The organism is Nocardia acididurans (assembly GCF_016741815.1).
Classification (GTDB): Bacteria; Actinomycetota; Actinomycetes; order Mycobacteriales; family Mycobacteriaceae; genus Nocardia; species Nocardia acididurans.
Genome location: NZ_JAERRJ010000001.1, coordinates 899,197 through 921,628 on the forward strand (window position 1 = coordinate 899,197; position 22,432 = coordinate 921,628).

Below are 22,432 nucleotides of genomic sequence, written 5' to 3' on the forward strand. Positions count from 1 at the left end.
ACGAACCTTCGCGAAATTCCGCTGCGCACCCTGGACGACAAGCCCACCACGCTCGCCGAACTGGCCGGTGACAATGTGGTGCTGCTGGTGAACGTGGCCTCGAAATGCGGTCTGACCCCGCAGTACGGCGGGCTGGTCGAACTGCAGCAGACCTACGGTCCGCGCGGCTTCACCGTGATCGGCGTGCCGTCCAACCAGTTCATGGGTCAGGAGCCCGGCACCGCCGAGGAGATCGCCGAATTCTGCTCGACCACCTACGGCGTGGACTTCCCGCTGCTGGAGAAGAGCGAGGTGAACGGCGAGGGCCGGATCCCGCTGTACCAGGAGCTGACCCAGGTCGCCGACGCCGCCGGCGAGGCCGGGGACGTGCAGTGGAACTTCGAGAAGTTCCTCATCGGGCGCGACGGCACGGTGCTGAGCCGGATCCGGCCGCGCACCGAGCCCAAGGACCCGTCGGTGACGGCCGCGATCGAAGCCGCGCTGTAGGACGTTGTCGCGCTACCGGTTTCGCCGTCGGTAGCGCACCGCGCACGGCTGCTCGAGCTGCACGACCATCTTGGAGTGGTCGTTGCGGTAGCTCTCGGACGGCTGTGCGAGCTCGAATTCCCAGTCGCGCAACAGGATCGAGAAGATCGCTTTCAGCTGCATGAGCGCGAAGGCCGCGCCGACGCAGCGGTGGCGGCCCGCGCCGAACGGGATCCAGGTCCAGCGATTGGCCAGATCGGCCTGATTCGGATCGAGGTAGCGGTCCGGGTCGAAGCGGTCGGGATCCGGGAAATCCTCCGGAATCCGGTTGGAGACCGCGGGTGTCGTGGCGACGAGATCGCCGGGGCCGATGCGGTGCCCGCACACCTCGAATTCGTCGCGGGCCACCCGCATCAGGATGATGAGCGGCGGATGCAGCCGCAGCACCTCCTTGAGCACCGCCTCCAGATTCGGAATCTGGCGCAGCGCATGGAAACTCACGTCCGCGCCGTCGGCGTAGAGGTCGTCCAGCTCGGTCACGACCCGTTGCAGCACTGCGGGATTGCGCAGCAGTTCGATGATGGTCCAGGCCGCCGTGCCCGAGGTGGTGTGGTGCCCGGCGAACATCATGGAGATGAAGATGCCGGTGACCTCGCTGGCCGAGAATCTCGGATTGCCGTGTTCGTCGTGCACCGAGACCAGCACGTCCAGCATGTCCCGATCGTCCTTGCCCCGCGGCGGATTCGCGAGCCGCCCGGCCATGATGTGCCGGACCAGCTTCACCAGCTGCCATCGGGCCTCGTCGCGTCGCCGGAAGCTGTCGATGGGGGCGTAGGGGTCCACGTAGCAGTAGGCGTCGGTGCCGCGCTCCAGCTCGTGATAGAGGTGCGCGAACCGGTCGTCGAGCTCCTCGCGGAACTTCACTCCGATCAGGCAGGCCGAGGAGGTGTAGATGGTCAGCTCGGCGAAGAACTCGAGCAGGTCGATCTCGCCTTCGTCGCCCCAGCGCGCCAGCATCCGGTCCACCTCGCGTGCGATGGTGACCGCGTGCCCGCGCATCTGGTCGCCGCGCAGTGCGGTGTTGTGCAGCATCTCTTTTCGCCGTTCCGGCGGGGCGTCGAACACCACGCCCTCGCCGAAGATCGGCTTCATGAACGGGTAGGCGGCGGCCTGGTCGAGATCCTCGTCGCCCGCGCGGAAGAAGAACTCGTTGGCCTGCGCGCCGGACAGCAGGATGACGTCCTTGTCCGCCAACCGGAATCGGCCCACATCCCCGCATTCGGTGCGCACCCGGTTCATGAGCCCGATCGGGTCGGTGCGGAATTCCTCCAGGTGGCCGTGCTCGTGTTCTCCTCCGGAGACCTGGCGTGGTTCGACCGTGGTCATCGGAACACCTCCCGCAGCGCTGCTGAATCCATCCGTGATGGACACGTGTCTAGACGGTAATACGGGAAGAGTGGCGCGACAAGACGCGTGGCGGAAAACCCTGTGCCGCAAGCGGTCAGTGCGGGCGGGGCGTGATCGCGATCAGCACCGGCCCCACGGGTGCGGTGCCGCACGAACCGGTGCTCGGGCAGGTGCCGCAGCCGTCCGAGGGGCAGCCGGAGCCGATCGCCTCGGTGGACAGCCTGCCGCGCCGCACCCAGTACTCGACCATCGAATCCACCTCGGCGCGAGACACTCCCACTCGCCGGGCCACATCGTCGAGCCGGACCCCGCCGCGCGCCGCGGTGATCTCCGCGAGCACCTGCCGCAGCGGGCTCACCAGAAGATCCGTCCGACCTGGAACACCGCCACGGCCAGCACCCACGCCACGCTCAACTGCAGTGCGACGCTGAACAGCGTCATGCGCGTGCCGACCTCCTGCCGCAGCACGGCGAGGGTGGTCATACACGGCGTGTACGCGAGCAGGAAGATCATGAATGCCAGCACCGCGGGCAGCGCGTGCCCGCCGGAGGAGTGGTCGAAGGTGTCGCGCAGGGCGTCCGCGAGCGGTGCCGGCGCGCCCCCGTCGCCGGGATCGTCCATGCTGTACGACTGCGCGACCGTGGCCACCACGGCCTCCTTGGCCACGAATCCGGTGGTGAGCGCCGCGCTCGCATGCCAGTCGTCGAAGCCCGCCGGCGCGAAGATCGGGGAGATGGCCGAGGACACCCCGCCCAGCACGCTGTCGGCCGGGTCGACGTGCCCGAAGGTGCCCGCGCCCAACGGAATCGAGGCCAGCAGCCACACCACGGTCACGGTCGCCACGATGATGCCGCTGGCGGTGCGCAGGAAGCCGCTCATCTTCTGCCGGGTGTGCATGCCCAGGACGCGCAGGCTCGGGCGGCGGTACGGCGGCAGGTCGAGCACCAGCGGTTCGCTCGCCATGTCACGGAAGAGGGTGCCGCGCAGCAGCAGTCCCATCACCACCACGAGCGCGATGGAGACCACGTACATGGCGAAGACGACCGTGCCCGCGCCCTGTTCGAAGAACACGCTCGCCAGCATCATGTAGACGACCAGGCGGGCATTGCAGCTCACGAACGGGATGAGCAGCGCGGTCAGCATGCGGTGGCGCGGATTCGCCAGGACGCGGGTGCCGGAGATGGCGGGCACATTGCAGCCGAAGCCGACGATCAGCGGCAGGAAGGCGCGGCCCGGCAGGCCCATGGTGCGCATGAGCCGGTCGGCGACGAAGGCGGCGCGGGCCATGTAGCCCGAATCCTCCAGCAGGCCGAGCAGCATGAACATGATCAGCATGAGCGGCACGAAGCTGAGCAGCTGGCCGACGCCGTTGATCACGCCGTCGCAGAGCAGGCCCACGACGGGTTCCGGGGCGTGCAGCTCGGTGAGGAAGCCGCGCACGCCGTCGGCGACGGTGCCGGTGACGAAGTCGCCCAGGCGATCCTGGAGCGGTGCGGCGACGGTGGTGGTCAGTTCGAAGACCGCCCACATGACGGCCAGGAAGATCGGCACGCCGAACCAGCGGTGGGTGAGGACGCGGTCGACGCGGTCGCTGAGCGTCGTGGTGGCCCGGCTCTCCCCGACGGTCTGCGCGAGCACCTCGTGCGCCCAGGCGTAGCGGCGTTCGGCCACCAGCAGTTCCGGATCATCGTCGTCCGCAAGGGAATCCGCGTCGCCGATCGCGTCGAGTCGCGGTGACGCGGGAACGGTGCGCAGGGTGAGCGCTTCACCGACAGCGTGGGCCAGGGCCGCGGTGCCGTTGCCGTTGCGCGCGTTCACCGTCGCGACCGGCACGCCGAGCGCCATCGACAGACGTTGCGGGTCGACGTCGATGCCGCGGTCCGCCGCGATATCGGTCATGGTGAGCGCCACCACCACCGGCAGGCCGACCTCCAGCACCTGGGAGACCAGGTAGAGGCTGCGTGCCAGGTTGGCGGCGTCGGCGACGGCCACCACCACATCGGGCGGATTGCCGGGGTCGTACAGGGCGTCGCGGGTGACGGCCTCGTCGGGGGAGATGGGCAGCAGGCTGTAGGTGCCGGGCAGGTCGATCAGGCGCAGTGCGTGTCCGGGGTCGAGCCGCCATTCGCCCTCGGTGACGCCGACCGTGGTGCCGGGCCAGTTGCCGACCCGCTGCCGGGCGCCGGTGGCGGCATTGAACAGCGTGGACTTGCCGACATTCGGATTACCCACCAGCGCAACGGAAGCCGTGGCGGTGAGGGTGGCTCCGGTGGTGGAACCGGTATCGCCGCAACAGGATTCACTCATGGTGGGTCGCCGTCGCGCCGGTCTTCGTGACGGCGACGGCTTTCGCGGTGCCCGCGTCCACCGCGATGCGGGCGTCGCCCACGCGCAGGATGCGACCGCCGAAGACGCCCACGCCGGTGACGGTGACAGTGGTGCCGGGGATCAGGCCCATTTCGAGCAGCCTGCGTCGGTGACTCTGCTGTCCGGCAATTCGTTCGATTCGAAAGCTGTCGCCCGGTCTGCCGCTCAGCAGGGTGCTCACGATAAACCCATCTCCCAACTCATCCGAGAATTTCGTCGTTCGGAAAGTAACGCCGAAGATTGAGAAGAATCTGAGAGCAGGCTAACCAAAGATGATAATGCCCGAATAGGGTCGTTTGTCCCTATCGCCCTTGGCTTTTCAAAATGAGCAGAGCTGCGTCTTCGAGGCGATCTGCGATTTCGGAGTATGAGGCATATCCCATTCCGGCCTGAACGAGCGCTCCCGCATACAGCATTTCCAGCGAGCCCACCACCGTCGCGTCGGCGTCCTCGCCCAGTGCGGCGGCCAGCCGCCTGCGGATCTCGGTGCCGATGCGCAACCGCAGGTGCGCCACATCCGGATCGGTGCCCAGCAGCGCGCTCGTCACCGCCCCCGCGAGCTGCGGCTCGTCCGCCACCAGCAGGGCGATCTGCCGCAGCACGGCCAGGGCCCGCGCGTCGCGGTCCGATTCCCCGCCCCGCGGCGGCGGGGTGGTCGCCAGTCGCCGCCAGAAAACCTCCGCGACCAGGTGCTCCTTCGAGGAGAAGTAGGTGTACGCGGTGGCGGTGCCCACCCCTGCCGACGCGGCCACCATGCGCACGGTGAGCCCCGCGAACCCCTCCCGGGACAGCACCTCCATGGCCGCCCGGGTGAGCCGGTCGACGGTGTCGGCCTGCTTCTCGGTGAGCCGCCGCCGCGTGGCCTCCATGCTCACCATCGAGTGGTTGGAATGGGTATCAGACACGTGTCCGGATGCTACTATGACTCAGCTCCCCGGGCAACTCGCTCATGCGTATCCCGCATGAATCCGAATGCCCCAGAAAGGTTCTCCCGTGACCCAGGCCGAAATTCCCGCAGCCACCCGCGAATTGTTCACCCTCGCCGAACAAGTCACCGGTTTCATGCCCCCGGTAGAAGGCCAGGCCCTCTACGAAGCCGCCCGCACCTACGCCGCCGGCGGCCTCATCCTCGAAATAGGAACCTACTGCGGCAAATCCGCCATCTATCTCGGCGCGGCGGCCCGGGAATCCGGCGCGTCCGTCGTCACCGTCGACCACCACTCCGGCTCCGAGGAACATCAGCCCGGCTGGGAGTACCACGACACCACCCTGGTGGACCCCGAAACCGGCCGCTTCGACACGCTGACAGCCTTCCGCCGCACCATGATTCGCGCCGGCCTCACCGACACCGTCACCGCGATCGTCGGCTCCTCCACCGCCGCCGCCAAGTTCTGGCGCGCGCCACTCCGCATGCTCTTCATCGACGGCGGCCACACCGAGGAAGCCGCCCAGCGCGACTACGACAACTGGGTCCACTGGATCGCCGGCGGCGGCCTCCTGGCCATCCACGACGTCTTCCCCGACCCCGCCGACGGCGGCCAGGCCCCCCACAACATCTACCGCCGAGCCCTCACCTCCGGAAAATTCCACGAACTCTCCGTCACCGGCTCCCTCCGCATCCTGCAGCGCACCGCCGCCTGCAACTAGTGCCGGAAGAGGGCGTTCGCCGGGGTGGTGCGGGAGAGGGCGTCGGCGGCGAGGATCATGGCGGCGGCGGTCCAGGTGGTGCGTTCCTCGGGCCAGCGTTTGCCGTCGGTGAAGACCAGGCCGGTCCAGTAGGAGCCGTCGGATTCTCGGAGGTGCTGCATATTCGAGAAGAGGTGCCGGGCGCGGTCGGTGTCGCCTATCGCGTCCAATGTCAGGACCAGTTCGCAGGTTTCGGCGCCGGTGACCCAGGGTTGGTCGGAGACGCAGCGGATGCCCAGGTCGGGGACTACGAAATCGGGCCAGTGGGAACGGATTCGGGTGTGGGCGGGCTCGCCGCGGAGGGCGCCGCTGAGGATGGGGTAGTACCAGTCCATGGAGTAGCGGCTCTTGTCCAGGAAGGAACCGGGGCGGTGGCGGAGGGCGTCGCCCAGGCGGTGGGCGGCTGCCGCCCAGGCAGGTTGGGGGCGGTTCAGGTGGGCGGCCAGGGCGATGGCGCAGTGCAGGCTGTGGAAGATGCTGGAGCTGCCGGTGAGGAGGGCTTCGCCGGAACTGCCGTCCGGGCCTGTGGACCAATGGATTTCGCCGCCGGGGGCCTGGTGGGTGAGGACGAAATCGACGGCGGTGCGGACCACCGGCCACATGTCGGCGGCGAAGACGGCGTCGCCGGTGCTCAGGATGTAGTGCCAGACGCCGGTGGCTATGTAGGCGCAGAAGTTGGTGTCGGTGTCGGGGTCCTCGATGACGCCCGCGCGGAACTGTTTGGGCCAGGAGCCGTCCGCGCGTTGGGTTTTGGCGGACCAGGCGTAGGCGGCGCGGGCTTCGTCCAGTAGACCCGCCGCCGTCAGGGCCATCGCCGATTCGATGTGGTCCCAGGGGTCGGTGTGGCCGCCGGGGAACCAGGGGATGGCGCCGTCGGATTCCTGCGCGGCGGCAATGGATTCGGCAGTGCGCAGGCATTCTCCGGCGGTGAGAATGCCGGGGACGGACGGGATTTCAGCGTCTGCCACTGCGGACCGCCGGTTTGGTGAAGTAGAGGGCGACGCTCTTGCCGATGAAGGGGTCCAGCAGGCGTTCGGTCACGCGGGTGAGGGCGGGGGCCGACATCATGTCCCAGACCAGGAGCCGATGGTAGGCCGAGACCAGGGGGTTGTCGTCCGCACGCACGCCCACCGCGCATTTCAGCCACCAGTAGGGGGAGTGCAGGGCGTGGGCGTAGCCGGTGCGGATGTGGCGCACGCCGCGCGAGGCGATCTTGTCGCGGAGTTCGTCGGCGCGGTAGATGCGGACGTGGCCGCCCTCGTTGGCGTGGTACTCGTCCGAGAGCGCCCAGCAGATGCGCTCGGGCAGCCAGCGGGGGACCGTGACAGCCAGTGCGCCACCGGGTTTCAGGACGCGGACCAGTTCGTTGATGGCCTGGCCGTCCCGGGGGACGTGCTCGAGGATCTCGGAGGCGATGACGACGTCGAATTCGTCGTCGCCGTAGGGGAGGTCGAGGGCGTCGCCGCGCACCGTCTCGGCCTTCGCGTAATCGGGGGCCTCGCCCGCCTGCGCCATGGCCTCGAACATGGTCCGCACATCGGCGAGGTCGGCGGCGTTCTGGTCGAAGGCGATGACGTCCGCGCCCCGGCGGTACGCCTCGAAGGAATGCCGGCCCGCGCCGCAGCCCACGTCGATGACGCGGAGGCCGGGGCCGATACGCAGCCGGTCGAAATCGACGGTCAGCATGTTCTCTCCTGACTCGGGTGGGGGCTAGCGCGCCAGGGCCGGGCGGGCGCCGTGCCTGGCGATGGCCTGTTCGTAGACGGATACCGTTTGTGCCGCAACGGATTCCCAGCTGAAGACGGTCAGGGCACGGCGGCGACCGGCCGCGCCGAGCTGCCGCAGGCGGTCGGGGGAATCGAGTAGTGCGCCGAGCACCCGCGTCAACTCGTCCGCGTTCCCGGGTTCGACCAGTTCGGCGCAGGAGCCCACCACCTCGGGCAGAGCTCCGGCGCGGCTGGCCACCAGTGGCGTGCCACTGGCCATCGCCTCGACCGCCGGGAGCGAAAACCCTTCGTACAGTGAGGGAATGCAGGCGATATCGGCCGAGGCGAGCAGCCGGGCGAGCTGGTCGTCGCTGAGCCCGCCCTCGGCGGTGACGATATCGGCGAGGCCGAGTTCGGCGATCAGCTTCTCGGTGGTCCCATGGGGTTCGAGCTTCGCCACCAGGCGCAGTTCCAGATCGTGCGTAGTGCGCAGGCGCGCAACGGCGTTCAGCAGATGCGCGATGCCCTTGAGCGGCTTGTCCGCACTGGCCACCGCGACGATCCGGCCCCGCACCCGGGGCTCCTCGCGCGGCCGGAACAGTTCGGTGTCCACGCCCAGCGGCACCGTGTTCAACTGCTCCGGCGAGACCCCGAAATCGGCGCGGATATCCGCGGCGGACGAGGAGGACACGGTGATCAGATCCGGAATCGCCCGCGCCACCTTCTCCTGCATGCCGAGAAATCCGTACCACCTGCGCAGGGCGAGTTTCCGCCGCCAGGGCGCGGCGGCCAGGTCCACCTCCCGGTCCCGGGTGATGGGGTGGTGGATGGTGGCCACCAGCGGCATCCGCCCGGCGATATCCAGCAGCCCGTACCCGAGGCACTGGTTGTCGTGCACCACATCGAAATCCGCGGTGCGCGACGCCAGCAGTCGTGCCGCCCGCAGGCTGAACGTGCGCGGTTCCGGGAACCCGGCCGTCCACATGGTCGCCAGTTCCAGCAGGTCGATCCGATCCCGGATCTCACTCGGCCGCGGCGTCCGGAACGGGTCGGGTTCCCGGTACAGGTCCAGGCTCGGCACCTCGGTCAACCGCACCCGGGGATCGAGCAGTTCCGGATACGGCTGCCCGGAGAACACCTCCACCTCGTGGCCCAGCTCCGCGAGCCCCTGGCTCAGATACCGGACGTAGACGCCCTGCCCGCCACAGTGGGTCTTACTGCGATAGGACAGCAGGGCAATACGCACGTCACAGCCTTCCTCGGCGGAGGTGAAATGTAGTGGTGGAGAGGAGTTTTCAGACCGGCTACCGGGAGAAGTCCGGTAGGGCGGCGATCTTGGCCGCGAGCCGGTCGAGGTAGGCGAGCACCTCGTCCTCGGATTTGTCGGGCAGCCCGTACAGCACATCGGTGACCCCGGCGGCCGCCCAGTGCGCGAGCTTCTCCGCATCGGGCCGGAAGTCCAGGGCGACCACGCGCGGCACGCCTTCCCGTCCCGCGTCCTGCCAGCACTTCATGAGCAGCGAGACAGCCCCTGTCGGATCGGTTTCCGCCGGGGTGGTGATCCACCCGTCCCCGGAACGCGCGATCCACTTGAACGTCTTCTCGGTGCCGCCCGCGCCGATCAGCACCGGCACGTGCGCCTGCACCGGTTTCGGCCACGCCCAGCTCGGTCCGAAGGACACGAAATCGCCGGAGTAGCTGGCCTCCTCCTGCGTCCACAGGGCGCGCATGGCCTCCACGTACTCGCGCAGGGCCGTGCGGCGTTTGTTGCCCGGAATTCCGTGATCGGCGAGTTCATCGGTGTTCCAACCGAATCCGGCCCCGAGTGTGACGCGCCCGCCGGACAGATGATCCAGCGTGGCGATGGCCTTGGCCAGCGTGATCGGGTCGCTCTCCACGGGAAGCGCCACCGCGGTGGACAATTCGATCCGCGAGGTGACCGCTGCCGCCGTACCCAGTGACACCCACGGATCCAGCGTCCGCGTGTACCGGTCGTCCGGCAGCTCCGCGCCGCCCGTGAGCGGATGCGCCGCATCACGTTTCACCGGAATATGCGTGTGCTCCGGCACGAAGAAGGAGTGGAATCCGCGCTCCTCGGCGGCTTTCGCAGCGGCCGCGGGGGTGATCCCCCGGTCGCTGGTGAACAGGACGATCCCGTATCGCATCTACCCCGGTACCCTTCTCACTTGCCCTCGGCCGCGGACACACCCGCGCGCCGCCCGTAGAAACTGCCGTCACCCAGCGAACATCCGCTGGCATAGCCGCCCGCGCAGATGCCGGAGGTCACCCGTCCGGCCGCGTACAGTCCGGGAATCGGTTCCCCGGACACGTGCAGTACTCGCGAATCCAGATCGGTGCGCAGACCGCCCAGCGTGAATCCGCCGGTGTACCCGCGCAGGTCGTACGCGCCGAGCGGCGTCCCGATGGGCTTCACCCACTCGCGCTTCTTGCCCAGGAACGGATCCTCGCCCTGCGCGGCGTGGTGGTTGTAGAGCTCGATGGTCGATTGCAGCGCCCGCTCGGGCAGCTTCATCTCGCTCTCCAGTTCGGCCACTGTCTCCGCCACCCAGGTGGGCGCGGTCCGCAGGAACGCCAGCGAGGACTGCGATTCGAACGCCGCCTCCAGCGCCGCCTCGTCGATGATCAGGTACGCCTGGTTCTCCTGATCCAGCAGCACCGCCTGACCCATGCGCCCGGCATAGGTGTCCTCGGTGACGAACCGCTGCCCGCGCCCGTTCACCAGGATGCCGCGCACGACCACCTGCGGGTCGGCGACCAGCGCGACCTCGGTGGCGTCCATATGCGCCAGTTCCGCGCCCAGCGCCTGCGCCACCCGGATGCCGATGCCGTCGTGCTCCTCCACGGTGGCGGTGGGCCGCCCGTGGATCCGCGGTGCGAAGCGTTCGACCATCTCGTGGTTGTAGGCGAAACTGCCGGTGGCCAGCACCACCCCGCGTGCGGCGCGCACGTGCAGCGGCTTGCCGTACCGGGTGGCGACGACCCCGGCCACCCGCCCGGAATCCTCGACGACGAGCCGCCGCAGCCGCACGTCGTATTCGTGCCGGACGCCGAGTTCCTCGGCCTGGTGGGCGAGCGGTTCCATGAGCATGTACCCGCCGCCCTTCTCGCCCAGCTTCTTGTCCCGGGTCCGGGCGAGGTGCCCGCGCGGCGCGGGATCGGCGATGGCGTTGAACGGCGCGGCGTTCTCCCCGCCGGAGTACATGAGCCCCTGATCGCCGGGCGGCTCGTATCCGGGCTCGCCCCAGAACTCCTCCTTGAACGGAACACCCTGGGCGACAAGCCAATCGAAATGCTCCACGCTGCCCTGGCAGTAGTCGTGGATCTTGGCTTCGTCCACACCCGGCCCGAGCGCCGCGGTGAGGAACTTCTCCATGTTCTCGGCGGTGTCCTCGAAGCCCAGCGTGCGCTGCAGCGCGGTGCCGCCGCCGAGGTAGATGAACCCGCCGGACATGGCGGCCGCGCCGCCCCAGCCGCCGGTGCGTTCCAGCACCAGCACATCCGCGCCCGCGCGCCGGGCCTCGATGGCGGCGCATACACCGGCGATGCCGAATCCGATGACGACCACATCGGCCTCGAGATCCCAGGCGGTGACCTCGTCGGCGGGAAGCGGCCGCACGGTCGCGGTTTCAGCCATGGTTTCCTGTGTTCCTCACTGCTGGAGAGCTATTGGGTCTTCTTCTTGCGCTGGGACAGCACTTTGCCGATCCGCCCGTCGAGGGTCGTGCCCGCGGGCCAGCCCGCGTAGTGGCACAGGAACAGCGCGATCTCGCGCAGTTGCTCCTCGTCGAGTTCCTCGTTGTGCAGGGCCGCCCCGATCTGGATCTCGGCGATGTCGAACAGCCCCTGCGCGGTGAGCGCACCGAGCAGCAGCAGTCGCCGGTCGCGGATGGAAAGCCCGGGGCGCGACCAGATATCGGCGAAGAGGTGATCGGCGGTGACGGCGAAATGCTCGCCGGGCCCGTCCTGGAATTCCCAGCCGTAGACCTCGGTCATCTTCTGCAAACCGCGCTGCCGGCGTTCGTCTGTCATGACTTCTCCTTCGCGATATGCCCCGGGCCGACGCCCAGCCCGGTGCCGAGGTCGCCCAATGCCTGTCGTGCCAAAGGCAATTCGACGCCGAGCCGCTGCCCCAGTTCCAGGGCCAGCGACAGGTCCTTCTCGCCCAGATCGCGGACGTGACTGAAGATCGGGAACCAGAAGTCGCCCGGCTCCACCGGATCGGTGGTGTCGCGCAACATGATCGAGCCAGGACCGCCGGTGTGCGAATCGGAATGCCGCACCACCTTGCCGAGTTCGGTGATGTCCAGCCCCGCCGTCTCGGCCAGCCGCTGCGCCTCGGCGGCCGCGCTGAATGCGATGAAATGCAGCAGATTACGCGCCAGCTTCATCTGCGTGCCCGCACCCACCGCACCGGCGTGCACCAGCATCGACGCGAAACGGGAGAACGGGGCGCGCACCTTCTCGAACGCCGCCGGGCTCCCGCCGACCATGACCGCGAGCCCGCCCCGCTGCGCGGCCGGGGCCCCGCCGCTGATCGGCGCGTCCACGAATTCCACACCGCGCTCGGCACATTCGGCCGCGAGCTGCACGGCCGTCGCATCGGCGATGGTGGAGTGCACGGCGATGACCGTGCCGGGCGCGGCCGTCCGCAGAATGCCCTCCGGCCCGGCGACGACGGCGCGCACCTGTGCGTCGTCGAGCACCACGACCGAGACGACGCCACACTGTTCGGCGGCCTCGGCGGGCGTCTTGGCCGGTGTCGCGCCCCCATCGGCGAAGGGCTGCAACGCTTCCGGCCGCATATCGCAGACCACCAGCCCACCGGGCCAGTCCAGCAGCCGGTGGGCCATGGGCGCGCCCATATTGCCCAGGCCGATGAAGCCGACGGCGAAATCCTCGTTGTCACTCATGGGCGGAAGACCTGACCGCCGTCCACGTTCAACACCTGTCCGGTCACCCATGCCGCGTCATCGGAGAGCAGGTAGAGGCAGGCCCCGACCATGTCCTCCGGGGTGCCGAGCCGTTTGATGGCCAGCTGCTGCACCATCAGGTCCACGATGCCGCCCGGTACGACCGTGCGCGTGGCCTCGGTATCGGTCGGGCCGGGCGCGATGGCATTGATGCGAATCCTGGACCCGCCCAGCTCATGTGCCAGCTGCTGGGTGAGGCTGTTGATGCCCGCCTTGGCCAGCCCGTAGAACCCGGAGTACACCCAGGCCGCCGTCGACGACTGATTGACGATGGACCCGCCGCCGCCCTCGGACATGGGTTTCCACACCGCCCGCGTCATATTGAGCGCACCGTCGAGGTTCACGCCCATGAACGACTTGTAGTAGTCCCACGGCACGGTCAGCAGCAGGTCGAGTTTCATGGTGCCGTAGATGGCGGCATTGTTGACCAGGTGATCGATGCCGCCGAACTCGGCGACGGTGAATTCGGCCAGCGCGGCGGCGGATTCGGGATCGGCGACATCCACCCTCCGGAAGACGGCCGTCCCGCCGTCGGCGGTGATCTGCTTGGCCACCGCCTCCCCGCGCTCGCTGTTCAGGTCTGCCACAACGACTTTCGCGCCTTCGGCGGCGAGCGCGCGGGCATAGCCTTCGCCGATCCCCTGGGCGGCTCCGGTGACGATGACGGATCTATCCGTGAATCGGGCCATGACGTGCTCCTTCAGCAGCCGGTCGCGATGAGTTTGGTCTCGGTGTATTCCTCGAAGCCCGCCACGCCCATCTCGCGTCCGATGCCGGACTGCTTGTAGCCGCCGAAGGGGGCGTCGGCCGAATACCAGATGCCGCCGTTCACGCTCAGCGTTCCGGTGCGCACACCCTCGGCCACCCGGCGCAGGCGTTCGGGATCGGAACCCCATACCGAGCCGGACAGGCCGTAGGGGGAGTCGTTGGCCAGGCGGACGGCATCGTCGTCGCCGTCGTGCGGGATGACCACCAGCACCGGGCCGAAGATCTCCTCCTGCGCCACCACGGAACTGTTGGGCAGGCCCGCGATCAGGGTGGGTTCGATGAACCAGCCGCTGGTGAGCTGTTCGGGCCGCTTGCCGCCGGTCACGATGGTGCCGCCCGCGGCGCGGGCGAGGTCGAGATAGCGTTCGACGCGCGCCAGCTGGCGTTCGGAAATCACCGGGCCGCACACGGTTCCGGGCTTGTTCGGATCGCCGGGCCGGATGCCGCTCAGTGTGCGGGCGGCGATCTCCACGGCCTGCTCGTACCGCGCGCGGGGCACCAGCAGCCGGGTGCTGATCGCGCAGCCCTGGCCCGCGTGCACGCACACGCCGAAGGCCGCGTAGCTCACGGCGGCGGACAGGTCGGCGTCGTCGAGCACGATGAAGGCCGACTTGCCGCCCAGCTCCAGGAACACCTTCTTCAATGATGCTGCCGCCGAAGCCATGACGGCTCGGCCGGTCTGTGTCGACCCGGTGAACGAGATCATGTCCACGCGCGGGTCGGTGACCAGCTGCGCGCCCAGGGCATGATCGCCGGAGGTGACGATATTGACCACGCCCGCCGGAATATCGGTCTCCTCGGCGATGATTCGGCCCACGAAGGCCGCGCACCAGGGTGTATCGGGCGCGGGCTTGAGCACCACGGTGGTGCCCGCCGCCAGCGCCGGACCGAGTTTGGCGAAGTTGATCTGATGCGGGAAGTTCCACGGCGTGATCGCCCCGACCACGCCGATCGGCTCCCTGCGCATCCGCCTCGCGCTCTTGATCCCCATCGGCGCGGCGACGCCGAGATCGGTTTCCCACGAATAGTTTTCGGCGAGGTCGGCGAACCATCCGAGATCCCCGATCGGCCCTTCCAGCTGGGGGCCGCTGGTCAGCATGCGCGGCGCGCCGGCCTCGGCGATGGTGATGTCGCGCAGTTCCTCGAGGTGCCCGCGCAGCGCGTCCCGCAGCTGCCGCAGGCAGGTCGCGCGGAAGCCGTGCTCGCGGGACCAGTCGGTGGTGTCGAAGGCGGTGCGCGCGGCGGCCACCGCGGTGTCCATATCCGAGCTGTCGGCGTCGGCCGCGTAGCCGAGGATCTCGCCGGTGGCCGGATTCGCGGTCGGGAAAACGCCATTGCCGCCGGGCGTCAACTTGCCGCCTACCAGCAGTTGAGAGCCGCCCTCCGGGGCGTGGCTGCTCGAGGTCATCGGTAGCTCCCATGCTGTCCGGACACGTGTACGGACTATAGGTTCGGTGCTTCGGGACGCGCAAGAACATGTTCCAGATCTGGCGCGTTTCGGACGAGCGCTCGAATCATTCCGTTGTCAGCTCACGCCCTCGCTAGTACCGTACAGACACATGTCCAGCTACGTGTCCGTCGTGGCTGGATCGCGTCTGTCAGCGTCGATGAACGCGTTATCGAATACGAGGTGAGACGATGACCGCAGCCTCCCTGGAGCCGCTGCTTTTCGACCCCTACGACTACGGCATCCACGAGGACCCCTACCCCGTCTACCAGCGACTGCGCGCCGAAGCCCCGGCCTACCACAATCCGGAACTCGACTTCTGGGCGCTCTCGCGGCACGCCGACGTCGCCGCCGGCTTCCGCGACAATGTGCGGCTGTCCAGCGCCAACGGGGTATCCCTGGATCCGGCCGCCTGGGGACCGCACGCACACCGCACCATGTCCTTCCTGGCCATGGACGATCCGGCGCACCTACGCCTGCGAAAACTGGTCTACCAGGGGTTCACCCCGCGCCGCGTCTCCGAGATGGCCACGCGCATCCGGGAGATGACCCGGCAGTACCTCGAACCCGCGCTCGCGCGAACGGAATTCGACTGGATCGACGAGGTCGCGGGCAAGGTGCCCATGGACGTCATCTCCGAACTCATGGGGGTTCCCGAGGCCGATCGCGCCGAATTGCGGCGGCTGGCAGACCTTTTGGTGCATCGTGAAGAAGGTGTACTGGATGTTCCGGTAGCCGCCATGGAAGCGGCGCTGCACCTGATCGGCTACTACGCGGACATGGTCGCGCAGCGCCGCACGCGGCCCACCGCAGACCTGACCTCCGCGCTCGTGCAGGCCGAAGCCGACGGGGACCGCCTCACCCAGGACGAGATCATCGGATTCATGTTCCTGATGGTGGTCGCCGGGAACGAGACCACCACGAAACTGCTGGGGAACGCCCTGTACTGGGCGGGCCGCAATCCCGGGCAGTACGCGAAGGTCGCCGCACAGCCCGAACTCGTCGAGGACTGGGTGGACGAAACCCTGCGCTACGACGCCTCCAGCCAGATCCTGGCCCGCACCGCTGCCGTCGACCTGGAGTACCACGGCCGGACCATCCCACAGGGCTCGAAAGTGCTGCTGCTCATCGGTTCCGCCAACCGCGACGACACCGTGTTCGCCGAACCCGACCGCTTCGATATCGAGCGCACCGACAAGGGCGGGCTGATCAGCTTCGGGCGCGGCGTGCACTTCTGCCTGGGCGCGCACCTGGCCCGGCTGGAAGCACAGATCGTGCTGCGCGAGTTCGTGACTCACGTGCGGGACTACGGAATCGCCGAGACCGGCAGCGAGCGGGTGCATTCGGTGAACGTGCGCGGCTTCGCGAAACTGCCCGTGCGCGTGGAGGTTCGATAATGGCAAAGTTCCCACCGCATCCCGGCCGGCGGCCCGCGCTCATCGCCGGAGCCTCCTCCGGCATCGGCGCCGCCACCGCCGTCGCCCTCGCCGAACGGGGGTATCCGGTGGCGCTGGGCGCACGCCGCGCCGAGATCTGCCAAACCCTGGCCGAGAAGATCCGCGCCGACGGCGGGGAAGCCTTCGCCCATCGCCTCGACGTCACCGACACCGCCTCGGTGGACGAATTCGTCACCGCCGCCGAGGAAGCCCTCGGTCCCATGGAGATCACGGTCTCCGGCGCGGGCGACCTGGAATTCGGCCGGGCCTGGACCATGGACCCGGACGTCTTCGAAGCACAGGTGCGCGTGCACCTCGTCGGCGCGCAACGGCTCGCGCACCGGCTGATCCCGGGCATGATAAAGCGCCGGCGCGGCGACTTCGTCGTCATCGGCTCCGACTGCGCGGACCGCACCAGACCCGGCGCGGGCGCGTACAACGCCGCCAAGACCGGAGTCGAAGTGCTGGCACGGCAGCTGCGCATGGAATTGGAGGGCACCGGCGTCCGCGCCTCCATCGTGCGGCCCGGACAGACCCTGACGGGCATGGGGATGAACGCCACCCCCGAGGTCGTCGGGCCACTGCTCGAGGAGTGGGCGAAATGGGGTTTCGCCCGGCACCCGAACTTCCTGCGACCCCGCGACATCGCCGCCGGAGTCGTCGCGGTCGTCGGCACCCCGCGCGGCGCGCACCTGGTACTGGCCGAGGTGCAACCGGAAGCGCCGCTGAAAGACGAAGGGACACAATGATGCGTCTCGAAGTCGATCTGGATCTGTGCCAGGGCCATGCCGTCTGCCAGGACGAGGCCCCCGCACTGTTCGACGTCCCCCGCAACGGCCAGGTGCGCATCCTGCGCACCGACCCGGCCGATGAACTCGAGGCGGCCCGCGCCGCCGTCAAATACTGCCCCACCCAGGCGCTGTCCCTCGTGGACGACGACGCCGACGAATGAGGAGCCGAAATGCCCTGGCAGCGTGAAGAACTCGACGAGATGGTGAACCGCTGGGTGGTGGAGAACCAGCGTTGCGAAGCACTCGGCGACTGGAAACCCCTGGCAGACTTCTACACCGAGGACGCCACCTACGGCTGGAACTACGGGCCGCAGCAGGAATTCATGGCCGTCGGCCGCGACGAGATCCGCGACATCGCCCTCGGCCAGGAGATGTTCGGCCTCGAGGGCTGGACGTATCCATACCAGGAATTCGTGATCGACGAACGCAGCGGCAGCGTCATCGGCTTCTGGAAACAGGTCAACGAGTCCAGCCGCGCCGACGGCCGCCCCTACAGCCCGGAGGGCATCGGCGGCAGCTGGTTCCGCTACGCCGGGAACTACCGGTGGTCCTGGCAGCGCGACTTCTTCGACTTCGGCAATGTCACAGCGCTTTTCGTCGAGATGATGCAGGACGACGCGCTCTCGAACGGTATGCAGAAACGCATCCAGCGGTCCATCTCCGGCGAACCGCTGAAAGGCTGGTACCCGGTCGGCGAGGGGCCGGTACCACAGTGGTGACCAGCCGATACGCCGGACTCACTCGCGCCGAGCTCGCCGCGCTGGTGCCGGAACTGCTGCTGTGCGGGCACCTCATCGACCGCGCCGGAATGGCCCACGCCATCGGCGCTTTCGGCCGCACGGGCATGACCGAGGTGGCCATCGAGGAATGGCGGCTGGCCAGCCCGGTCTACACCCGCCGCATGCGCCGCGCCCTCGGCATCACCGGGGACGGGGTGGACGCCATCTTCAAAGGCTTCCAACTCGATATCGGCGCACCACCGCAGTTCATGGACTTCCGCTACCGCGTGCACGATCACGACCACGGCGAATTCCACCTCGACCACTGCGGCGCGCTCGCCGATGTGGAACCGATGGGGGAGGAATACGTGGTGGCCATGTGCCATCACATCGAGGACCCCACCTTCGACGCCACCGCCATGGCCACCAATCCGCACGCGCGCATCCGGCCCGTACACCGGCCGCCGCGCGTCCCCGCGGACCGGAAACCGGTGTGCGCGTGGACCGTCACCATCGATCCGGACGCCGAACCGGTGGAACCCGCGACCGAGGCGCTGGCCGGAACACGTGCCGCCCGAGTGGAACTGGCGGAAATCGACCGTGCCGACAGAGGCCGGGCGGACTATGCCGGACCACTGCTGAGCGATATCCAGTGGGTGGACTTCTCCCGCTCGGCGCTCATCCGCATCGCCGATGAGGTTGCGCTGCAACACCATCTGCTCACCCTCGGATTCCGCACGGCCGTCGACGCGCGCACCGACGCCGCGACCGGACTCGACATCGTGCGGAAGCAGTTCACCGGCATCGCCGGTCTCACCAGCGAAAGACTGTGCGGTGCACTGGGTCTCGGGAACGATGCCGCCGCGCTGGCCAAGGTGCTACGGCTGCATCCCGCTCTGAACCCCGCCGCCTACGTGGACGCCGAGGTGTCCAGCGAAACCCACGGCGGGGAGCGCATCGTCGAATTGCGGCTCGGCCGCGACTGCGGGGCGGTCGCCGACGGCGCGTGGGCGGGACTGCTGGAACCGGATCACCTCGCACCCCTCGACGCCCTCGTGCGCGGCGTCGACCCGCATTTCCACTGCCTGGTCCGCGCGGCCGACAGCCGGGCGCTCACCATCGAAATCCGCCGTGCCGCAATGCCGTTCCGGGAGGCGCCGGAGGTCGCCATCACCCGATTCAGCACCGGAGCCGCCTTCACGTTCGCCGAACGCGGCGTTCCCCTACCCCTCACCGTTCTCTAGATTCCGCGCAGTACCCCAGGAAGTGAAAAGCCATGGCCCGCAACTTCGCCGACCTCTTCGAACACGCCGCCGACGCCATGCCCGACCGCACCGCGCTCATCGCCGGTGACCGGCGGCTCACCTTCCGGGAACTCGACGAACGAGCCAACCGGCTGGCCCACCACCTCGCCGCCGCCGGAGCCGGGCCGGGCACGCATATCGGCTACCACATGCACAACAGCGCCGAGACGCTGGAAACCCTGATCGCCTGCTTCAAGATTCGCGCGGTACCGATCAACATCAACTACCGGTACCAGGCCGACGAACTGCGCTACGTCTACGACAACGCCGACCTGGAAATGGTCGTGCACCACCGCTGCTACGCGCCGCTCATCGAAGAGGTGCGGCCGCAGACGCCGAAACTGCGGCACGCGCTCGTGGTCGAGGACGATCAGGGCGGGCACGACCTGCCCAGCGGCTCCGTGCCCTATGAGCAGGCCGTCGAAAGCGGCTCGACGGCACGGGATTTCGGCGACCGTAGCGCCGACGACCGCTTCATGATGTACACCGGCGGCACCACCGGGCTGCCCAAGGGCGTCATGTGGCGGCAGGAGGACATGTGGCGGGTGCTCGGCGGCGGCATCGACTTCTACACCGGGGAACCCGTCGCCGACGAATACCAGCAGTCCCGGGTCGGCGGCCAGGCCCAGCCCACCCTGTGGTTCGTGCTGCCGCCGCTCATCCACGCCGCCGCCATGATGCCGACCTTCACCGCACTGTGGTCCGGCAACGCGGTGCTGTTCACGCCGCGCTTCGACCCCGAACGCATCTGGCAGACGGTGGCGCGGGAGCGGCCCAACATTCTCGTCATCACCGGGGACGCCATGGCGCGTCCGCTCATCGACGCCTATCGGGCCGCGCCCGTGGACGCCGCGTCCCTGTGGTCCATCGGATCCGGTGCGGCGCTGCTGTCGCAGCCGGTGAAAAATCAACTGCTGGAACTGTTTCCGAGCACGGTGCTGACGGACTCCATCGGCTCCTCCGAAACCGGGTTCGGCGGAATCGGTTTCGCGCAGAAGGATGACGATCCGGGGCGCGGGCCGCGGGTCAGCGTGGGCCGGGGCGCGCTCGTCGTCGACGACGACGGACATCCCGTGCCGCCCGGCTCCGAGGGCTGGGTGGCCAAGACCGGCAATGTGCCCATCGGCTACTACAAGGATCCGGCGAAGACCGCCGGGCTGTTCCGCACCGTCGACGGCATGCGCATGGTGATCACCGACGACCGGGCGCGAGTCGAGGCCGACGGGTCGGTGACGCTCATCGGGCGCGGCAACATGGTCGTGAACACCGGCGGCGAGAAGGTCTTCCCCGAGGAAGTCGAGGCCATCGTCAAAGCGCACGACTCGGTGTACGACGCCGTCGTCATCGGGGTGCCGCACGAGCGGTGGGGGCAGCAGGTGGCGGCCGTCATCTCCGCCGCGCATCCGGCGGTCGACTTCGCCGGGCTGGACCGGCATGTGCGCGCCCACCTGGCCGGATACAAACTGCCGCGCCGGGTGTGGGTGGCCGACACGGTCTCGCGCACGCCCAGCGGTAAGCCCGACTATCGCTGGGCCAAGGCCTACGCGGCCTCCCGGGAAGCCGATCACGAAGTCCGATAACGCGTTATGGAACGGATGGCCATCGGGCCGCCCATTGAACGAGATAGCAGCATGATACCTATTACAAATCCTGTGAGAACCTGTTCTAATTCTGATATGGCAGAGGCGCATCCCGTACAGGGCGAACAGGTCCGCATGCCGGTGGAGATCCGCCACGCCGACGCGAGTTCGGCGATCTTCCTGGTCGACGCCGCCGCCGCGGCCGAACTGCTCGCACCCGCCGGGCTCGCACCCCTCACCGTGCTGCCGGGCAAAGCCGTCTGCTCCCTGGCCTTCGTCCGCTACGTCGACGGCGACCTCGGGCCGTACCACGAATTCGCCTTCTCGCTCATGGCACGGCAGTCCGGGCGGCGCGACAGCACCGGCGCGTACATCCACTGGCTGCCGGTGAACCAGAGCTTCACCTGCGAAGCGGGACAGTCCATCTGGGGCTTCCCCAAACTCATGGCCGACATCGACATCACCCCCGTACGCGGCGGCCACCGCTGTGAAGTCCGGATCGACGGCGAACTCGTTGTCGCCCTGCGGATCTCCAACGGCCTGCCCATGCCCGCGGGCGCGGGCGGCGCATCCATCGACGCGTACACGCACCGCAACGGAATCCTGCGGCGCACACCGTGGCTCATGGATCCGTCCCAGGTGCGCGGACGGCCCGGCGGCGCGCGCGTGGAACTCGGCACGCACCCCGTCTCCGAGCAGCTACGCGCCCTCGGCCTGCCCAAGACCGCCCTGTTCTCCAGCCGAATCGGGCAACTCCGTATGACTTTCAGCGACGCCACCACGGTGTTGCGGACCCGGGAGGGATGAATGACTCGCCTAGCGCTCGTCACCGGAGCGGCCAGCGGCATGGGCCGCATCGTCGCCCAGCGACTCGCCGCCGCCGGCTGGCAGGTGGCCGCCGTCGACCTCAACGGTGACGGACTCGCCGAAACCGCCAAACGGTCACCGAACATGCACGGCTACGTCTGCGACGTCTCCGACACCGACCAGGTGCACGCCGTCGTCGAGAAGGTGCGCGCCGAACTCGGCACCATCGACCGGCTCGTCCACGCCGCCGGCATGGCGCACGTGCACGCCTCCGCCCTCGACCACGACGTCCGCCAGATCCGGAAGATGATGGACGTCAACTACATCGGCACCGTCAACTTCTGCCAGGCCGTCATCCCCGCCATGAAACAGGCGCGCACCGGCGAAGTCGTCCTGTTCGCCTCCGTCGCCGGCTGGCTGCCCTCACCCGGCATGGCCGGATACTCCGCCTCCAAGTTCGCGGTCATCGGATTCATCGACAGCCTCGCCTACGAACTGAAGGACAGCGGCGTCCGGCTGCTCGGCCTCTGCCCGCCCATGGTGGAAACCCCCTTCCTGGAATCGGTGCGGAAGGAAAACGAATCCGTCCTCGGCGGCCAAGGCGGCATGAGCCCCGAAGGCGTCGTCGACGCCCTCGAAAAAGCATTGTCCAAGCCGAAGAACCCGCTTTTCGTCTTCCCCGGACAGGCCTACCCCACCTACCTCATGCGGCGCTTCCTGCCCGGCGTCATGCGCGCCGTCGTCGCCCGCATGGTGAAGCCGACGGACTAGCTCCGTCGGGGTGCCGAGTCGTGCTCCGATCGGCACCCGCAACCAGCGCTGGGCACTCGGGGCTCTGCGAGTGCCCAGCGTTGTGTCACCCCCACACCGCAACTCACCAGCGAATATTCAGTGGACCGCTCCCCGCCTCCCGGGGCACGATGCTATGTGCCCTGAGGGGGTTCGCGGGCACAGCCCC

The 22,432-nt window shown here is 68.5% G+C and carries 24 protein-coding genes; 10 read left to right on the forward strand and 14 right to left on the reverse strand.

Features of this window, described 5'->3' with window-relative positions; genetic code table 11:
• Positions 1-21 precede the first annotated feature (21 nt).
• A complete protein-coding gene (locus JK358_RS04060) occupies positions 22-486 on the forward strand; it encodes a glutathione peroxidase (RefSeq protein WP_232850773.1) in 465 nt (154 codons plus the stop codon).
• Between the two features lie 12 nt (positions 487-498).
• On the opposite strand, the gene cyp51 is transcribed toward JK358_RS04060, so the two are convergent.
• From cyp51 to JK358_RS04085, 5 genes are all read right to left on the reverse strand, one after another.
• Entirely contained in the window at positions 499-1,851 is a 1,353-nt protein-coding gene (cyp51, locus tag JK358_RS04065) for a lanosterol 14-alpha demethylase (protein WP_201943588.1), read from the reverse strand.
• Between the two features lie 115 nt (positions 1,852-1,966).
• Positions 1,967-2,230, reverse strand: a complete 264-nt coding sequence (locus JK358_RS04070; RefSeq protein WP_201943590.1) for a FeoC-like transcriptional regulator — start codon at positions 2,228-2,230, stop codon at positions 1,967-1,969.
• Positions 2,227-4,179, reverse strand: coding sequence for a ferrous iron transport protein B (gene feoB / locus JK358_RS04075; protein WP_201943591.1), 1,953 nt, complete (start codon positions 4,177-4,179; stop codon positions 2,227-2,229). The genes JK358_RS04070 and feoB overlap by 4 nt, the downstream gene beginning before the upstream one ends.
• Positions 4,172-4,420, reverse strand: coding sequence for a FeoA family protein (locus tag JK358_RS04080; protein ID WP_201943593.1), 249 nt, complete (start codon positions 4,418-4,420; stop codon positions 4,172-4,174). The genes feoB and JK358_RS04080 overlap by 8 nt, the downstream gene beginning before the upstream one ends.
• A gap of 121 nt (positions 4,421-4,541) precedes the next feature.
• On the reverse strand, positions 4,542-5,114 hold the full coding sequence (locus JK358_RS04085; RefSeq protein WP_201943850.1) for a TetR/AcrR family transcriptional regulator: 573 nt from the start codon (positions 5,112-5,114) through the stop codon (positions 4,542-4,544).
• Between the two features lie 97 nt (positions 5,115-5,211).
• Between JK358_RS04085 and JK358_RS04090 the strand changes: the two genes are divergently transcribed.
• Positions 5,212-5,886: a class I SAM-dependent methyltransferase gene (locus JK358_RS04090; protein WP_201943595.1), complete on the forward strand. Its 675-nt coding sequence runs from the start codon at positions 5,212-5,214 to the stop codon at positions 5,884-5,886.
• On the opposite strand, the gene JK358_RS04095 is transcribed toward JK358_RS04090, so the two are convergent.
• From JK358_RS04095 to JK358_RS04135, 9 genes are read right to left on the reverse strand one after another with little or no spacing between them, the layout of a single operon-like run.
• Entirely contained in the window at positions 5,883-6,893 is a 1,011-nt protein-coding gene (locus JK358_RS04095; RefSeq protein ID WP_201943597.1) for a prenyltransferase/squalene oxidase repeat-containing protein, read from the reverse strand. The two genes, JK358_RS04090 and JK358_RS04095, sit on opposite strands and share 4 nt — an antisense overlap.
• Positions 6,880-7,611: a class I SAM-dependent methyltransferase gene (locus tag JK358_RS04100; protein WP_201943599.1), complete on the reverse strand. Its 732-nt coding sequence runs from the start codon at positions 7,609-7,611 to the stop codon at positions 6,880-6,882. Before JK358_RS04100 ends, JK358_RS04095 begins: the two co-directional genes overlap by 14 nt.
• Before the next feature lie 24 nt (positions 7,612-7,635).
• Positions 7,636-8,877 (reverse strand): glycosyltransferase family 4 protein, encoded by a 1,242-nt coding sequence (locus JK358_RS04105; RefSeq protein ID WP_201943601.1) that lies wholly within the window; start codon positions 8,875-8,877, stop codon positions 7,636-7,638.
• A 58-nt stretch (positions 8,878-8,935) separates the two neighbouring features.
• A complete protein-coding gene (locus tag JK358_RS04110) occupies positions 8,936-9,796 on the reverse strand; it encodes an LLM class F420-dependent oxidoreductase (RefSeq protein WP_201943603.1) in 861 nt (286 codons plus the stop codon).
• 17 nt (positions 9,797-9,813) lie between these two features.
• Positions 9,814-11,286, reverse strand: a complete 1,473-nt coding sequence (locus JK358_RS04115) for an FAD-dependent oxidoreductase (RefSeq protein ID WP_201943605.1) — start codon at positions 11,284-11,286, stop codon at positions 9,814-9,816.
• A gap of 29 nt (positions 11,287-11,315) precedes the next feature.
• On the reverse strand, positions 11,316-11,681 hold the full coding sequence (locus JK358_RS04120) for a carboxymuconolactone decarboxylase family protein (protein ID WP_201943607.1): 366 nt from the start codon (positions 11,679-11,681) through the stop codon (positions 11,316-11,318).
• Entirely contained in the window at positions 11,678-12,562 is an 885-nt protein-coding gene (locus JK358_RS04125; protein ID WP_201943609.1) for an NAD(P)-dependent oxidoreductase, read from the reverse strand. Before JK358_RS04125 ends, JK358_RS04120 begins: the two co-directional genes overlap by 4 nt.
• Positions 12,559-13,311 (reverse strand): SDR family oxidoreductase, encoded by a 753-nt coding sequence (locus JK358_RS04130; protein ID WP_201943611.1) that lies wholly within the window; start codon positions 13,309-13,311, stop codon positions 12,559-12,561. Before JK358_RS04130 ends, JK358_RS04125 begins: the two co-directional genes overlap by 4 nt.
• Before the next feature lie 11 nt (positions 13,312-13,322).
• Entirely contained in the window at positions 13,323-14,798 is a 1,476-nt protein-coding gene (locus tag JK358_RS04135) for an aldehyde dehydrogenase (RefSeq protein WP_201943614.1), read from the reverse strand.
• Positions 14,799-15,028: 230 nt separating this feature from the next.
• Between JK358_RS04135 and JK358_RS04140 the strand changes: the two genes are divergently transcribed.
• From JK358_RS04140 to JK358_RS04175, 8 genes are all read left to right on the forward strand, one after another.
• A complete protein-coding gene (locus tag JK358_RS04140) occupies positions 15,029-16,234 on the forward strand; it encodes a cytochrome P450 (protein WP_201943616.1) in 1,206 nt (401 codons plus the stop codon).
• Positions 16,234-17,022, forward strand: coding sequence for an SDR family oxidoreductase (locus JK358_RS04145; RefSeq protein WP_201943617.1), 789 nt, complete (start codon positions 16,234-16,236; stop codon positions 17,020-17,022). Before JK358_RS04140 ends, JK358_RS04145 begins: the two co-directional genes overlap by 1 nt.
• Positions 17,022-17,225, forward strand: a complete 204-nt coding sequence (locus JK358_RS04150) for a ferredoxin (protein WP_201943618.1) — start codon at positions 17,022-17,024, stop codon at positions 17,223-17,225. Before JK358_RS04145 ends, JK358_RS04150 begins: the two co-directional genes overlap by 1 nt.
• A gap of 9 nt (positions 17,226-17,234) precedes the next feature.
• Complete coding sequence (locus tag JK358_RS04155) at positions 17,235-17,783, forward strand: nuclear transport factor 2-like protein (RefSeq protein ID WP_201943619.1); 549 nt, start codon at positions 17,235-17,237, stop codon at positions 17,781-17,783.
• Positions 17,777-19,027, forward strand: a complete 1,251-nt coding sequence (locus JK358_RS04160; protein ID WP_201943620.1) for a hypothetical protein — start codon at positions 17,777-17,779, stop codon at positions 19,025-19,027. Before JK358_RS04155 ends, JK358_RS04160 begins: the two co-directional genes overlap by 7 nt.
• 32 nt (positions 19,028-19,059) lie before the next feature.
• The gene (locus JK358_RS04165; RefSeq protein ID WP_201943621.1) at positions 19,060-20,667 is read left to right on the forward strand and encodes an acyl-CoA synthetase; all 1,608 of its coding nucleotides are present in this window, start codon (positions 19,060-19,062) and stop codon (positions 20,665-20,667) included.
• Between the two features lie 96 nt (positions 20,668-20,763).
• Positions 20,764-21,474, forward strand: a complete 711-nt coding sequence (locus tag JK358_RS04170; protein WP_201943623.1) for an acetoacetate decarboxylase family protein — start codon at positions 20,764-20,766, stop codon at positions 21,472-21,474.
• Positions 21,475-22,245, forward strand: a complete 771-nt coding sequence (locus JK358_RS04175; protein ID WP_201943625.1) for an SDR family NAD(P)-dependent oxidoreductase — start codon at positions 21,475-21,477, stop codon at positions 22,243-22,245.
• The last annotated feature ends 187 nt before the right edge of the window (positions 22,246-22,432 follow it).